15 protein-coding genes are annotated in these 13,071 nt (G+C 57.4%); 4 read left to right on the top strand and 11 right to left on the bottom strand.

Annotated features, from left to right (window positions below; genetic code table 11):
• Positions 1–687 carry a DUF2987 domain-containing protein gene (locus G5533_RS10665; protein ID WP_441254781.1) on the top strand — a complete coding sequence of 229 codons (687 nt, stop codon included), beginning with the start codon at positions 1–3 and terminating at the stop codon, positions 685–687.
• Between the two features lie 103 nt (positions 688–790).
• On the opposite strand, the gene ttcA is transcribed toward G5533_RS10665, so the two are convergent.
• The 11 genes from ttcA to ccoN form a co-directional block, all read right to left on the bottom strand.
• Positions 791–1,699 carry a tRNA 2-thiocytidine(32) synthetase TtcA gene (gene ttcA / locus G5533_RS10670; protein ID WP_005336634.1) on the bottom strand — a complete coding sequence of 303 codons (909 nt, stop codon included), beginning with the start codon at positions 1,697–1,699 and terminating at the stop codon, positions 791–793.
• Positions 1,700–1,773: 74 nt separating this feature from the next.
• The gene (gene uspE / locus G5533_RS10675) at positions 1,774–2,721 is read right to left on the bottom strand and encodes a universal stress protein UspE (protein ID WP_201956730.1); all 948 of its coding nucleotides are present in this window, start codon (positions 2,719–2,721) and stop codon (positions 1,774–1,776) included.
• A 151-nt stretch (positions 2,722–2,872) separates the two neighbouring features.
• Complete coding sequence (locus tag G5533_RS10680) at positions 2,873–3,628, bottom strand: FNR family transcription factor (protein WP_005336632.1); 756 nt, start codon at positions 3,626–3,628, stop codon at positions 2,873–2,875.
• A gap of 68 nt (positions 3,629–3,696) precedes the next feature.
• The gene (locus G5533_RS10685; protein WP_279502064.1) at positions 3,697–4,383 is read right to left on the bottom strand and encodes a sulfite exporter TauE/SafE family protein; all 687 of its coding nucleotides are present in this window, start codon (positions 4,381–4,383) and stop codon (positions 3,697–3,699) included.
• Entirely contained in the window at positions 4,367–4,555 is a 189-nt protein-coding gene (ccoS, locus tag G5533_RS10690) for a cbb3-type cytochrome oxidase assembly protein CcoS (RefSeq protein ID WP_005360558.1), read from the bottom strand. The genes G5533_RS10685 and ccoS overlap by 17 nt, the downstream gene beginning before the upstream one ends.
• Positions 4,556–4,693: 138 nt before the next feature.
• On the bottom strand, positions 4,694–7,078 hold the full coding sequence (locus G5533_RS10695) for a heavy metal translocating P-type ATPase (RefSeq protein WP_421289326.1): 2,385 nt from the start codon (positions 7,076–7,078) through the stop codon (positions 4,694–4,696).
• A gap of 86 nt (positions 7,079–7,164) precedes the next feature.
• On the bottom strand, positions 7,165–7,665 hold the full coding sequence (locus tag G5533_RS10700) for a FixH family protein (protein ID WP_043820362.1): 501 nt from the start codon (positions 7,663–7,665) through the stop codon (positions 7,165–7,167).
• Between the two features lie 140 nt (positions 7,666–7,805).
• Positions 7,806–8,789, bottom strand: a complete 984-nt coding sequence (gene ccoP / locus G5533_RS10705; RefSeq protein WP_421221769.1) for a cytochrome-c oxidase, cbb3-type subunit III — start codon at positions 8,787–8,789, stop codon at positions 7,806–7,808.
• Positions 8,789–8,968, bottom strand: a complete 180-nt coding sequence (locus tag G5533_RS10710; protein WP_005336620.1) for a CcoQ/FixQ family Cbb3-type cytochrome c oxidase assembly chaperone — start codon at positions 8,966–8,968, stop codon at positions 8,789–8,791. The genes ccoP and G5533_RS10710 overlap by 1 nt, the downstream gene beginning before the upstream one ends.
• A 10-nt stretch (positions 8,969–8,978) precedes the next feature.
• Positions 8,979–9,593, bottom strand: coding sequence for a cytochrome-c oxidase, cbb3-type subunit II (gene ccoO, locus G5533_RS10715; RefSeq protein ID WP_021230095.1), 615 nt, complete (start codon positions 9,591–9,593; stop codon positions 8,979–8,981).
• Positions 9,594–9,609: 16 nt separating this feature from the next.
• Positions 9,610–11,034: a cytochrome-c oxidase, cbb3-type subunit I gene (gene ccoN / locus G5533_RS10720; RefSeq protein WP_005336616.1), complete on the bottom strand. Its 1,425-nt coding sequence runs from the start codon at positions 11,032–11,034 to the stop codon at positions 9,610–9,612.
• Positions 11,035–11,315: 281 nt separating this feature from the next.
• Between ccoN and G5533_RS10725 the strand changes: the two genes are divergently transcribed.
• From G5533_RS10725 to proQ, 3 genes are all read left to right on the top strand, one after another.
• Entirely contained in the window at positions 11,316–11,777 is a 462-nt protein-coding gene (locus tag G5533_RS10725; RefSeq protein ID WP_040065751.1) for a hypothetical protein, read from the top strand.
• 93 nt (positions 11,778–11,870) lie between these two features.
• Positions 11,871–12,329, top strand: coding sequence for a GAF domain-containing protein (locus G5533_RS10730; RefSeq protein WP_040065573.1), 459 nt, complete (start codon positions 11,871–11,873; stop codon positions 12,327–12,329).
• Positions 12,330–12,431: 102 nt separating this feature from the next.
• Positions 12,432–13,070: an RNA chaperone ProQ gene (gene proQ, locus G5533_RS10735; protein ID WP_005351923.1), complete on the top strand. Its 639-nt coding sequence runs from the start codon at positions 12,432–12,434 to the stop codon at positions 13,068–13,070.
• Position 13,071 lies beyond the last annotated feature (1 nt).

Genomic DNA, 13,071 nt, shown 5'->3' on the forward strand with positions numbered 1-13,071 from the left:
ATGACCCGTCGATATGGAGTGACCAAGGCTGTGCGCCAGAGTCTGCTAGCCACGCTCTTGCTGCCTGGGCTGGCGCTGGCTGAGCCGGTGCTGGATCTGCAATACAGCACCTTCTACAGCCAGATGAAGACCTTTGCCAAAGGGGAGTTTGGTCACGCCAGACTGGGGTTTTATCTGACCGATCCGCAAAATGGTCAGCGCTGTGGCCTAACCTTTGCCCGGGTTGCAACCGACAGCAAGGAAGTGGCGGGCGAGGTAACGGTCGATAGCGAACTGCGCCTGCCTTTTGATGAGGATCTCAACCTCGACAAGGGGATCGTGACCGTCGGCCTGAAAGAAGAGCACGCCACATGCGATATGACGGTACAGGTGATGGCCGACGTACCAAATGGCCCCGAGCTGCCGCTGGCGGAGTTGGCGGCCCGTCAGCAGCAAATGCAGTCGCTGCTCGACAAGATGGCGGGCATGGTCGGCAAGCACTTCCTGCCGAAGATGGAAGGGGTACGCATTACCCTGGTGCAACAGAGCGGCACCGCCTATCTGATTGATGGCGCCCGTCAGGAGGCGCTGCCCTGGCAGGAAGGCCACCTGCTGCTGAGCAATGAGCAACTGGCCGCGTTCGCTGCCGGGCAACTGCGCCTGCAGGGTGACGTGCTGCGACTGACCCCCTGGCTGCACAAGGACTGATGCCGATGGTGTTGTCACGTTGGTAACAGGCAGGTCAAGAAAGCAAAAAAGGAGCGATTATCGCTCCTTTTTTATTGCGTGGTGTTTGCCCTGTGAGCGCGGCTTAGCGCACTTCAATCACATCCAGCATGTCCATCTCGTCGATATCCAGCAGCGGCGCCTTTGGCATCTCGGGCGGATCAAAGGCCTTGTCGCCGCCATCGATGATGCCGGAGTCGCGGTTGATGCTCTTGAAGTCAAACAGCTTGTGGTCGAGCAGGTGGCTCGGGATCACGTCCTGAATGGCGGTGAACATGGTTTCGATACGACCGGGGAAGCGGCGATCCCAATCCTGCATCATCTGTTTGATGGCCTGACGCTGCAGGTTCTCCTGCGAGCCGCACAGGTTGCACGGAATGATGGGGAAGGCTTTGACGTCGGCGTAGCGGATCAGATCCTTCTCTTTGCAGTAGGCCAGCGGGCGGATCACCACGTTCTTGCCATCGTCGCTCACCAGCTTGGGCGGCATGGACTTGAGCTTGCCACCGTAGAACATGTTGAGGAACAGGGTCTCGAGGATGTCGTCGCGGTGGTGGCCAAGGGCAATCTTGGTGCAACCCAGCTCTTGGGCGGTGCGGTAGAGAATACCGCGGCGCAGCCGTGAGCAAAGAGAGCAGGTAGTTTTGCCTTCCGGTACCTTCTCCTTGACGATGGAGTAGGTATCCTCTTCAACAATCTTGTACTCGATGCCGAGGGAATCCAGATACTCGGGCAGCACATGCTCGGGGAAACCGGGCTGCTTCTGATCCAGGTTGACGGCAACCAGATCGAAATGGATGGGGGCGCTGGCTTTGAGGCTCATCAGTATGTCGAGCATACCGAAGCTGTCCTTGCCGCCTGAGAGGCAGACCATGACCTTGTCGCCCTCTTCAATCATGTTGAAGTCGGCAATGGCCTGACCCACGTTGCGCCGCAGGCGCTTCTGCAGTTTGTTAAAACTGTATTTTTCTTTGGCGTTCAGCTCTTCTAGCATGCTCGTAAAACCCGGGACACAAATAAGCGCGTTATTATAGCCATGTCCCGGGGGAGGGCAAGGTGCCAGGCACCTTATGATTGATTGCGACGGCTGTCGACCGGGCAGCTGTAGTCCGCCGGTTTGAGGATCAGGATGTCGCAGGAGAGGCGGTCAATCACATGTTCGGCGGTATTGCCGAGCAAAGCAGCAGAAAGCCCGGTGCGACCGACGCAGCCCATGATCATCAGGGTTGCCTTGAGCTCTTCTGCCATATCCGGCAACACCTCTTCCGGTAGTCCCTCTGCTACCCGAGTCCAGAGATGACCGATCCCGAACTTGTCGGCATGGCTGAGCAGCAGGCTTTCGTGGTGCTTGCGGATCGCTTCGTTGTAGGCGTTGGGGTCAAACTCCGGCAGCTCGATGGCCACGTTGACCGGGGTGCCCGGGTAGGTGTTGACCAGATAGAGGTTGGAGCCCAGCAGCTCGGCGATGTCGCTTCCCTCCTGGGTGATCCGTTCGTTGAGCAGTTTCTGATCCGGATCGTCGCTTGAGCAGTTGATGGCGGCGATGATGTTGCCGTCCCGTTGCCAGTGACCCTCTTTGACCAGCAGCACCGGACAGGGGCATTTGCGCAGCAGGTGCCAGTCGGTGGGGGTAAAGATGAAGGTTTGCAGGAAGCTGTGATGGTGAGTGGCTTTGACCACCAGATCGTGGCGCTGCTCCAGCACTTCCTGAATGACACACTCGAAGGGGCGATTGTGCCAGACCACTTTCACTTCGCATTCGATCCCCTGTGCCCGATAGGGGGTCAGGATCTCGTCCAGCCACTCACGTCGCTGTGAAATGACGCCGTCGCGCATCTCTTGCCGCTCGTCCACCGAGAGCATGGCGGTCATTTCATACGAGAAGTCATAGATGGTGAGCAGCAGGGTCAGATGGGCGTTTTCGTCCAGCTCGGCGACTTTGACTGCCCGTTCGAGGGCGATTTGGCGCTCCTCTTCTGGATTGATAACCACCAGAATATTCTGATATTTGACCATCTTCTCCTCCTTGGAAAAGTCCAATGACAGCAGAATCTTAGCCATTACAGCTTAGCGCAGGAGGAGGGTATGGGGAACGTACCGGATCACATTCCAGAGGAAAGGATCCGGCAGGGAAAGCAGGAAAAAAGTGAGAGGGTAAGCGGAAAAATCAGCCGCAGGGCGGGCGAGTTGCACCGGCCATCATGCCCAGCGCGACCTGATCCAGTACGGTAATGTATTTGCCTTTAACGCTGATGAGACCGGACTTCTGGAAACGGCCGAGCAGACGACTGATGGTCTCAACGGTCAGCCCCAGATAGTTGCCAATGTCACCACGGGTCATGGATAGACGGAACTCCTTGGCGGAGAAGCCGCGTTCGGAGAAGCGTACCGACAGATTGTGCAGGAAGGCGGCGAGGCGCTCTTCGGCATTCTTCTTGGAGAGCAGCAGGATCATCTCCTGATCGCCCATGATTTCGTTGCTCATCAGACGCATGATCTGCTGGCGCAGCTTGGGCATCTTGCCGGAGAGATCATCCAGCACTTCAAAGGGGATCTCGCACACCATGGCGGTTTCCAGCGCCTGGGCGAAGGAGGGGTGTGCTTGTTTGTGGATGGCATCAAAACCGACCAGATCGCCAGCGAGGTGGAACGCGGTGATCTGCTCATCCCCTTGCTCGGTGATGGTGTAAGACTTGATGGTCCCGGAACGGATGGCATAGAGCGATTTGAACTCATCGCCAGCCTTGAACAGCTCTTCACCCTTCTGGATCGGCTTCTTGCGCTCGATGATGCTGTCCAGCTGATCAAGCTCGTTGTCGTTCAGAGTGAAGGGAATACAGAGCTGACTGATGCTGCAATCCTGGCAATGAATTGCACAGCCACCGCTCTGGATACGTCTGCCAGGTTTCTTTTCCGGGATCATAGGCTCATACGAATAATTGATTTATATCAAACAAGTTTACCATCAACTCATCCGTTTTGGATAGGGTTTCAAAAGGAAGCAATGCCAATCCAGAAGGTATGCACCCCGAACAAAATGAGCAGCAGGGCACCGCCAAGGCGCAAACTGCGCAGGGTGAGCCAGTATCTCAGGCGATCGGCGAGCCCGCCCAACGCAAACAGGGTGGGCAGGGTGCCGAGGCCAAAAAATAGCATGATGAGCGCCCCGCCACTGGCCGAACCCGCCGCTGCGCTCCAGGTCAGCATGGAGTAGACCAGCCCGCAGGGGAGCCAACCCCACACCATGCCAAAGGGCAGTGCCTGCACAGGTGAGGTGAAGGGGATAAATTTGCCCGCCAGCGGTTTGATACGTGGCCAAAATCTGGCGCCGAGCCGCTCCAGCAGCAAGATCCCTTGCCACCAGCCCGCCAGATAGAGACCAAGCGCAATCATCAATAGCGCTGCCACGAGACGCAAGCCGGCAATAGCGTGTTTGCCAGCGCCCAGCTCACTGGTGGTGGCGAGCAGGCCGCCCACCAGTGCACCTGCAATGACATAGCTCAGGATCCGGCCGAGGTTGTAGTTGAGCAGATAGGCGAGCCGCCCCCAGAAGTGTTGTTTGTTGGCGGGGATTGCCATGGAGAGCGCGGCGGAGACGCCACCACACATGCCGATGCAGTGGGCGGAGCCTGCCAGTCCGACCAGCAGGGCGCCGGCCAGATCAAGGTTGTGGGTCATGGTCAGCAGGCTTTGCGGGTTTGTGGGTGGGTTGCTCTTCGTCAAACAGGATGTTGGAACCCTGCCGGTCGAGATCTTCAAACTGCTCGGAGCGAATGGCCCAGAAGAAGACGACCCCGGCGATGATCACAAACAGGATGGCGATGGGGATCAGGACAAAAATTATATTCATGAGAGGTACCTTGGCGTTCTTCCTTGGCAAGCGTCCCCTATGGTAACCCTGTTCGGGCAGGGGGCCAGCCGCTATCAATTAGAAATGTGGCCTGCATCGAAGGCAGGCCACATTTTCAGCTATTTTCCGCCACCAGCCTCATCGGTTGAGGCGCATGGAGTTGGTTACCACGATGAGTGAGCTGAGCGACATGCCCGCCGCCGCCAGATAGGGGGGCAGCCAGCCGCAGGCCGCCAGCGGCAACACCAGCAGGTTGTAACCGATGGACCAGGCGAAGTTCTCGATGATGATCTTGCGGGTACGCATTGCCAGCACTCTGGCCTCGAGCAGTCGGCTCAGGTCATCGGCCAGCAGGATGGCATCGGCGCTGTTTTTCGCCAGATCGGTGCCACCAGCCATGGCAAACGAGGCGTGCGCTCCGGCCAGTACCGGGGCGTCGTTGATGCCATCGCCCACCATGATGCTGATATCCCCCTGGGCTTCCCGGGCCTTGAGGTAGGTCAGCTTGCCATCGGGTGAGACCCCCTTGACCAGCTCATCCACGCCCAGCTCGCGGGCAATCTCGTCTGCCTGAAAAGAGCTGTCGCCAGTCAGCACGGTAGTTTGCAGACCTGCCGCCTTGAATGCCGCGATCAGCGCCCTAGCATCGGGGCGCAGGGTATCTTCCAGATTGAAGCGGGCCAAGACCTGCTGCTCGTCGGCCAGATAGATAGCCAGACCGCGGCCGCGTTCTTGCGCCGGATCCAGCCCAAGCCAGCGGGCACTGCCGATGCGGTAACGTACGCCATCCACCAGCGCTGTGATGCCGTGACCGATGACAGGGGTGATCTCGCGGGCGGATGGCAGCACACTGATACTGTCGGCAGGTAGCCGGAAGGCGCGAGCTATGGGGTGCTCGGATTGCGCCTCCATGGCCCGGGCGATGGCGAGGCAGTGCGTCTCGTCAAGGTCGGCCAACGCCTGAGTCTGCGTCAGACTGATCTCCCCTGTGGTCAGGGTACCGGTCTTGTCCATCACTATCCGGTTGGCCTTGGTCAACACGTCCAGCACATGACCACGGCGCAGCAGAATGCCGTTGCGGGTCAGATTGGCGGTGGCCGAGGTCAGCGCCGTCGGGGTGGCCAGCGACAGGGCACAGGGGCAGGTGGCAACCAGCACGGCGAGGGTGACCCAGAACGCCTGATCCGGTTGATGGAAGTGCCAGAAGGTCCAGACCGCGGCGGCAATGATCAGCAGCACCAGAATAAAGTGGCGCGACAGCTGATCCGCCATCTGGGCGATGGCCGGTTTGTCGTCGAGGGCGTGATCCTGCAGCCGCATGATCTGGGCGATCCGCGACTCTTCGATACGGTGGCTGACCCGGATCTGCAGCGGGGCATCGGTGTTGATGGTACCGGCATAGACCTGCTCACCGGGCTGTTTGAGCAGGGGCAGCTGTTCACCGGTCAGCATGGATTCGTTGAGGCTGGCTTGCCCTTCGACAATGATGCCGTCCGCCGGCAAGGTTGCTCCGGCCAGCACCCGTACCCGATCGCCGACCTGCAAGGTCTTGGCCGCTACCTCATGCTCCCCTTCATCATCGATGCGGGTCGCCATGATGGGCACCAGTCGTGCCAGGTTGGAGCTCGATTCCGACGCCTTGCGCCGGGCCCGCAACTCGAGAAAGCGCCCCAGCAGCAGGAAGAAGACGAACATGGTGATGGAGTCGTAATAGACCTCACCGGTATTGAACACGGTGGCCCACATAGAGGCGATAAAAGCCCCGATCAGCGCCAGCGACACCGACACATCCATCGACAGGTGGCCCTGTTTCAGGCTGCGCCAGGCACCCACGTAAAAGGGTTGGGCTGAATAGATCATGATGGGGGTGGAGAGCAACAGGCTTATCCACTTGAAGTAGACCATGAACTCATCTTCAACGCTGATGAAGAGATCCATGTAGAGGGCCACGGCGCACATCATCACCTGCATTGAGCCCAGCCCCGCCAGAGCCAGCCGGAACATATAGCTGCGCACCTCTTTGGCGTAGAGCGCCTCCTGTTGATGGGTCTGGAACGGGTAGGCCCGATAGCCGATCTGGGCAAATCCCTTGAGGATGTCACTCAGGGAGAGTTGGTCCGGATCCCACTTGATGCGGGCCCGGTGGGTGGTGGTGTTGACGTTGATGTAGCGCAAGCCGCCAAGGGTCATCAGGTGGCGTTCGATAAGCCAGGCACAGGCGGCGCAGGTGAGCCCTTCAACTGTCAGCTGGATTTCGCGAAGGGTACCGCTGTCGGTGACAAACTCCTGTTGCACTTCTGCCAGATCGTAGTGGGTGAGGGCGGCCAGCTCTTCGGGCACCAGATCGCCCTTGGTGCCAGGAGCGGTGCGGTGATCGTAGTAACTGGCGAGGCCGCACTCCATGATGGTTTCTGCCACCGCCTGACAACCGGGGCAGCACATGGGGCGAACAATCCCCTTTATCTCGAGGGAATAGCCACTATTAGCGGGTACCGGCTCGCCACAGTGAAAGCAGGGGGTCATGCGTTATGCCCCTCTGAATGCAGAATGCAAGCTGCAGGGGCGCTGGCGAACACCGGCTCGCCACAGTGAGAACAGCCGGTCATGGCTTAGCGTCCTTTCGGGTCGAGTTCGACAGGGGCCAGGGTGGGCAACTGGACGGTCTCTTGCAATCGCCACTCGTGATCGAAAGCATCGACCCGAATGTGCCACTTGCCGACCAGCGGCTTGTCGAAATGGAGGCGATAGGTGCCGCTCGCATCGGCGGTGATCATGTGTTCGCTGTCCTGACCGGCCAAGGTCGGGTGGAACAATGAGAGATAGAGAGCTTGCCCGGCAGGAATGTCACCGCTGATGGGTTTGAGGGTCAGCTCGTTGCCGTCAACCTCCAGTCCAAAGCGGATATTGAGGGCTTCGGAGCGGTCAAACTTGCTCAAGTCCTGATTGATCTCTTTCCCTTGTTTGTAATAGTCCTCGGCCACCAGATTGACCCCATCCTTGCTGGCGATGATGGCGGTGGCGATGCTGCCGACAACGGCGGCAGTGGGGAGGGCGATGATAAACCAGGGCCAGAATTGGCGATACCACGGTTTGGATAGAGGTTGGGTCATGATTGCTACTGCCATGAAACGAATGATTAACGTGGAAGATGGTTTTTACGCAACACAAGATAACAAAAAGCCTCGAGGAGTCGAGGCTTTTTGCTGTGTAATCACGTGTTTATCACATGTTACAACGTTACGGGCGAACCTTATTTGGCAGACTGTTGATGAGACAGGCTGTAAACGTAGGAGGCCAGCAGGTGAACCTTGTCCTCACCCAGAATATCTTTCCAGGCTGGCATCACGCCGTGACGACCGTGGGTGATGGTTTGTACCACCACTTCGCGGGAGCCACCGTAGAGCCAGGTGTTGTTGGTCAGATCTGGCGCACCGACGGCAACACCGCCCTTGGCATCGGCCCCGTGGCAGGCAGCGCAGATGGCAAAGCGTGCTTCACCTTTCTTCGCTTCCACCAGGTCGACCTTGCGACCGGAGAGGCTCAGCACATAGGAGGCCACTTCCTGAACGCCATCTTTGCCGAGGATTTCACCCCAAGCAGCCATGATCCCCTGACGACCGCCCATGATGGTGGTCTTGATTTGATCAGGCTGGCCGCCCCATTGCCATTCGCTGTCGGTCAGGTTCGGGAAGCCGCGGCCACCACGGGCATCGGAGCCGTGACACTGGGAGCAGTTCTGCAGGAACAGACGCTGCCCCACTTTGAGGGCTTCCGGATCCTTGGCGATCTCGGTAATGGCACGATAGGTTTTGCCATCCGCTTCGTAGGTGAGTTCACGGAACTTGGCGCCGTAGATCTCGTCAGCCTTGGCGACCTCGCGGTCATACTCCACCGCGCGACCTTCAGCCTTGGCCGATTCGGTTGCAGCCTTGGATTCGGCCAACGAGCGCACGTTCTGGTTGGAACTTTGCCAGCCCAACAGGCCTTTGAAGTTGCCAAGCCCCGGGAAGGCGACCAGATAGACCAGACCGGTGACGATGAAGAAGAGGAACATGTAAGTCCACCACTTCGGCAGCGGGTTGTTGATCTCCTCGATGCCATCGAAGGAGTGACCCATCGATTTGCCTTCTTCAACACCCATCTTGTCCTTGCGGCACCACATCAGCAGCAAGAAGCAGCCGAGGATGGTTCCCAGACTGATGACAGTCACAAAAATGCTAAACAGAGTGCTCATTATTGTTTCGCTCCTGCGTTCTTTTTATCAGCACCGGGTTGCTCATCATCGGCAAAAACCAGATTGGCAGCCTCGTCGAAAGAGGTCTTGCGGCGTTTGCTGTAGGCCCAGACGATGATGCCAATCATGATGGCCATCAACAGTAGGGTATACAGACCGCGAAATGTGCCGTAGTCCATTTTCGCCTCCTTATTTCAGGGCATGACCCAGTGATTGCAGATAGGCCACCAGCGCATCCAGCTCGGTTTTGCCCTTGACGGCTTCGCCAGCACCCTGAATATCGGCGTCGGTATAGGGCACACCGAAGTGATCGCGGAACAGCGCCAGTTTTTTGCCGGTCATCTCGCCAGTCAGCACATTGGTATCAAGCCAGGGGTAGGCGGGCATGTTGGATTCCGGTACCACATCGCGCGGGTTGATCAGGTGAACCTTGTGCCACTCGTCGGAGTAGCGGCCACCAACACGGGCCAGATCCGGACCGGTACGCTTGGATCCCCACAGGAAGGGGTGCTCCCAGACGCTCTCGCCAGCGACCGAGTAGTGACCGTAACGCTCGGTTTCGGCACGGAACGGACGGATCATCTGGCTGTGGCAGTTGGTGCAGCCTTCGCGAATGAAGATGTCGCGTCCTTCCATCTGCAGGGCTGTGTAGGGCTTGAGGCCCTCCACCGGCTCGGTGGTTTGCTTCTGGAAGAACAGCGGAGTGATTTCAACCAGCCCCCCCAGACTGATGGCGAAGATGATGCCGACCACCAGCATGGGAACGCTTTTTTCAAATATTTCGTGACGGTTATTGTTGCTCATGGGTTGACCTCTTCAATCATGCTGGCTGGGCGACAGGTTCCAGAGAACCTTTGGGCGCAGTGATGGTGCGATAGGCGTTGTAAGCCATCAGCAACATGCCGGTGACGAAGAAGCAGCCACCCAGGAAGCGCACGAAATAGAAGGGATAGGATGCCTGCAGCGCTTCAACGAAGCTGTAGGTCAGGGTGCCGTCTTCGTTGACTGCACGCCACATCAGGCCCTGCATCACGCCGGAAATCCACATGGCAACGATGTAGAGCACGGTGCCCACGGTCGCCAGCCAGAAGTGAACGTTGATCAGCTTGACGCTGTACATCCGGCCCTGGCCGAACAGGTTCGGGATCAGATGGTAAACCGCACCGATGGAGACCATGGCAACCCAGCCCAGCGCACCGGAGTGCACGTGACCAACGGTCCAGTCGGTGTAGTGGGAGAGGGCGTTGACGGTTTTGATCGCCATCATCGGGCCTTCGAAGGTCGACATGCCGTAGAAAGAGAGGGAGACGATCAGGAAGCGCAGGATGGGGTCATAACGCAGTTTGTGCCAGGCACCGGAGAGGGTCATGATGCCGTTGATCATGCCGCCCCAGGAGGGTACGAACAGGATCAGGGACATCACCATGCCCAGTGACTGAGCCCAGTCAGGCAGTGCGGTGTAGTGCAGGTGGTGCGGACCGGCCCAGATATAGAGGGAGATCAACGCCCAGAAGTGCACGATGGAGAGGCGATAGGAGTAAACCGGACGACCGGCCTGCTTGGGCACGAAGTAGTACATCATCCCCAGGAAGCCGGCGGTCAGCAGGAAGCCTACCGCGTTGTGGCCATACCACCATTGCACCATGGCGTCCATGGCGCCGGAGTACATGGAGTAGGACTTCATGCCGGAGAGCGGCACTTCCATGTTGTTGACAATGTGCAGCACCGCAACGGTGATGATGAAGGCGCCGAAGAACCAGTTCGCCACATAGATGTGGGAGGTGGTGCGCTTCATCAGGGTGCCGAAGAAGACGATGGCATAGGCGACCCATACCACAGTGATGGCGATATCAATCGGCCACTCCAGCTCGGCGTACTCTTTGGCGGAGGTGTAACCCAGCGGCAGAGAGATGGCGGCAGAGAGGATGATTGCTTGCCAGCCCCAGAAGACGAAGGTTGCCAGCGGGCCACCAAACAGTCTGGTTTGACAGGTGCGCTGCACCACGTAAAACGAGGTGGCCATGAGTGCACTGACGCCGAAGGCGAAGATCACTGCGTTGGTATGGAGGGGCCGCAGACGACTGTAAGTCAGCCACGGGGTCTCGAAGTTGAGGGCAGGCCAGATCAACTGGGCTGCGATCAGTACGCCAACCGACATGCCGACAATTCCCCAGACAATCGTCATGACGGTAAACTGGCGAACAACGGTGTAGTTGTACTCAGGATGGTTAGTTGTATGGCTCATCGTTATATTCCGCTTCCGATGCTGCTGTTGTTTGGTTTTGTATCCGGAGAACCGGACTGGCTTCATCAGCCACCGCCGACCAGTTGTTAACATCTGTTAACGAAAGGAAAAGCAAAAGATGGCTAAATGAAAACTGCATGGGAATGATACTGAAGTGACAGGTAAAATAACAGTATAAACAGTGATATATTTGGCTCCGTCCGGTCTCGATATGGCAGTTTTTTACCTTGTTCGAGATCACAAAAAACTATTTTAATTGCATCTTAATCGGGCTGTTTTTGATGAAAGAGAGACTTACCGCACGTAAAGTTTTGCACCTCGTACTGGTATTGGCGCTGTTATTGGCGCTGATGGCCTATCGCACCTGGTTTTCGGTCGATAACAGCGTCTCTGCTGACCAGACAAAAGATCAGATTTGTGATCTTTCCCACACCCCTTGCAGCGCGCTGATTGGTGACAAGTCGCTGACGGTCGCCATCAAGGAATTACCGCTGCGCGCTGAACATGACTTTGTCATCGCTATTAGCGGCGGCGATCCGGCCATCAAACCGGTGAAAGCGACACTCGAAGGCAAAGATATGTTTATGGGCACCATTCCGGTGAACTTTGAACAAATAGACGGACAGTGGCAGGGGGTAACCCAGGTGGGGAGTTGTACATCACCCGTCATGATCTGGTTGTTAAATATCGAGTGGAGTAATGGTCAACGCCAGCAATTGGCGCTTTCCGTTGCCCGGGAATAACGGCGCAAGGAGCGGGGAGTGGAAAAAATATTTGAAATTTCCCGGCCAGGCGTTACCTTCCCCAAACCATCAGGGAGTGAAGTTCATTTAATCATGATTGAAAAACAACCATTTTATCGCACCCTCAACCAGCAGGCCAAGGCGCTGCTGGAGGGGGAAACCGATCTTATTGCCAATCTGGCCAACCTCTCCGCGCTGCTGAATCAGGAGCTGGAGGAGATCAACTGGGTCGGTTTTTATCTGTTGCAGGGCGAGACCCTGGTATTGGGGCCATTTCAGGGCAAACCAGCCTGCGTGCGGATCCCGGTCGGCCGCGGTGTGTGTGGTACGGCAGTGGCAGAGGGGAAAACCCAGCTCATTGACGATGTCCACCAGTTCGATGGTCACATCGCTTGTGATGGCGCGAGCAACTCGGAAATCGTGATCCCGGTGCGCCGTGGTGGCGAGATCATCGGGGTACTCGATATCGACAGTCCGATTTTTAACCGTTTCGACCAGGAAGACCGGATTGGCCTCGAAGAAACGGTGCAAATTTTGGAAAGCATGCTCTAAGTCATTGCTAGATGGTTCGCAAAAGGCCCCAAGCTCTCTATAATGGGGCCTTTGTTGTGCTCGGGACGTGCCCGTGCGTTTATATGAAAGCCAAGGTTATACATGGAAAACACTGAGAAGCTGAAGAACAGTAAAGAGATCGTTGCCTACCTGGTCGAGAAATTCCCGGCCTGCTTCGTTGCTGAAGGAGAGGCCAAGCCGCTCAAGATTGGCATCTTCCAGGATTTGGCCGAGCGTCTTGCTGACGATGCCAGAGTCTCCAAGACCATGCTGCGTTCCGCACTGCGTCAATACACCTCCAGCTGGCGCTACCTGCACGGTCTCAAAGCTGGCCAGGCTCGCGTTGATCTGGATGGCAACCCGGGCGAGCTGCTGACCGAAGAGCACATCGAGCACGCCAAGCAAGCTCTGAAAGAGAGCAAAGAACGCGTATTCGCCAGCCGTCGTACCAATACCAAAGAGAAGGATGAGAAGGCCAAGAAGCCCCGTCGTCCTGCTGTGCGCAAAACCGAGAAAGCTGATGTAGCTGCCAAGCCGAAAGCTGCCGCCAAGGCACCGGTCGCTGACGCTCCGCTGGTTAAAGTGGATGCCGCTACGCTGAAAGTGGGCCAGGATGTGCGCGTCGTTATGGGTAAATTCCCGGTTCCGGCAACCATCAAGGAAGTAACCAAGGACGATGTACAGGTCCAACTGCAGACCGGCATGATGGTGCGGGTCAAATCAGAGCACTTGGTTCTCTAAG

Origin of the sequence: Aeromonas sp. A600620, from assembly GCF_029479985.1 — a bacterium.
GTDB lineage: Bacteria > Pseudomonadota > Gammaproteobacteria > Enterobacterales > Aeromonadaceae > Aeromonas > Aeromonas veronii_A.

What these genes read in the sequence shown, in the direction of transcription:
- G5533_RS10665 (WP_441254781.1), top strand. Translation starts at nt 1, where the DNA reads ATGACCCGTCGATATGGAGTGACCAAGGCTGTGCGCCAGAGTCTGCTA.
- ttcA (WP_005336634.1), bottom strand. Translation starts at nt 1,699, where the DNA reads ATGCTAGAAGAGCTGAACGCCAAAGAAAAATACAGTTTTAACAAACTG.
- uspE (WP_201956730.1), bottom strand. Translation starts at nt 2,721, where the DNA reads ATGGTCAAATATCAGAATATTCTGGTGGTTATCAATCCAGAAGAGGAG.
- G5533_RS10680 (WP_005336632.1), bottom strand. Translation starts at nt 3,628, where the DNA reads ATGATCCCGGAAAAGAAACCTGGCAGACGTATCCAGAGCGGTGGCTGT.
- G5533_RS10685 (WP_279502064.1), bottom strand. Translation starts at nt 4,383, where the DNA reads ATGACCCACAACCTTGATCTGGCCGGCGCCCTGCTGGTCGGACTGGCA.
- ccoS (WP_005360558.1), bottom strand. Translation starts at nt 4,555, where the DNA reads ATGAATATAATTTTTGTCCTGATCCCCATCGCCATCCTGTTTGTGATC.
- G5533_RS10695 (WP_421289326.1), bottom strand. Translation starts at nt 7,078, where the DNA reads ATGACCCCCTGCTTTCACTGTGGCGAGCCGGTACCCGCTAATAGTGGC.
- G5533_RS10700 (WP_043820362.1), bottom strand. Translation starts at nt 7,665, where the DNA reads ATGACCCAACCTCTATCCAAACCGTGGTATCGCCAATTCTGGCCCTGG.
- ccoP (WP_421221769.1), bottom strand. Translation starts at nt 8,789, where the DNA reads ATGAGCACTCTGTTTAGCATTTTTGTGACTGTCATCAGTCTGGGAACC.
- G5533_RS10710 (WP_005336620.1), bottom strand. Translation starts at nt 8,968, where the DNA reads ATGGACTACGGCACATTTCGCGGTCTGTATACCCTACTGTTGATGGCC.
- ccoO (WP_021230095.1), bottom strand. Translation starts at nt 9,593, where the DNA reads ATGAGCAACAATAACCGTCACGAAATATTTGAAAAAAGCGTTCCCATG.
- ccoN (WP_005336616.1), bottom strand. Translation starts at nt 11,034, where the DNA reads ATGAGCCATACAACTAACCATCCTGAGTACAACTACACCGTTGTTCGC.
- G5533_RS10725 (WP_040065751.1), top strand. Translation starts at nt 11,316, where the DNA reads ATGAAAGAGAGACTTACCGCACGTAAAGTTTTGCACCTCGTACTGGTA.
- G5533_RS10730 (WP_040065573.1), top strand. Translation starts at nt 11,871, where the DNA reads ATGATTGAAAAACAACCATTTTATCGCACCCTCAACCAGCAGGCCAAG.
- proQ (WP_005351923.1), top strand. Translation starts at nt 12,432, where the DNA reads ATGGAAAACACTGAGAAGCTGAAGAACAGTAAAGAGATCGTTGCCTAC.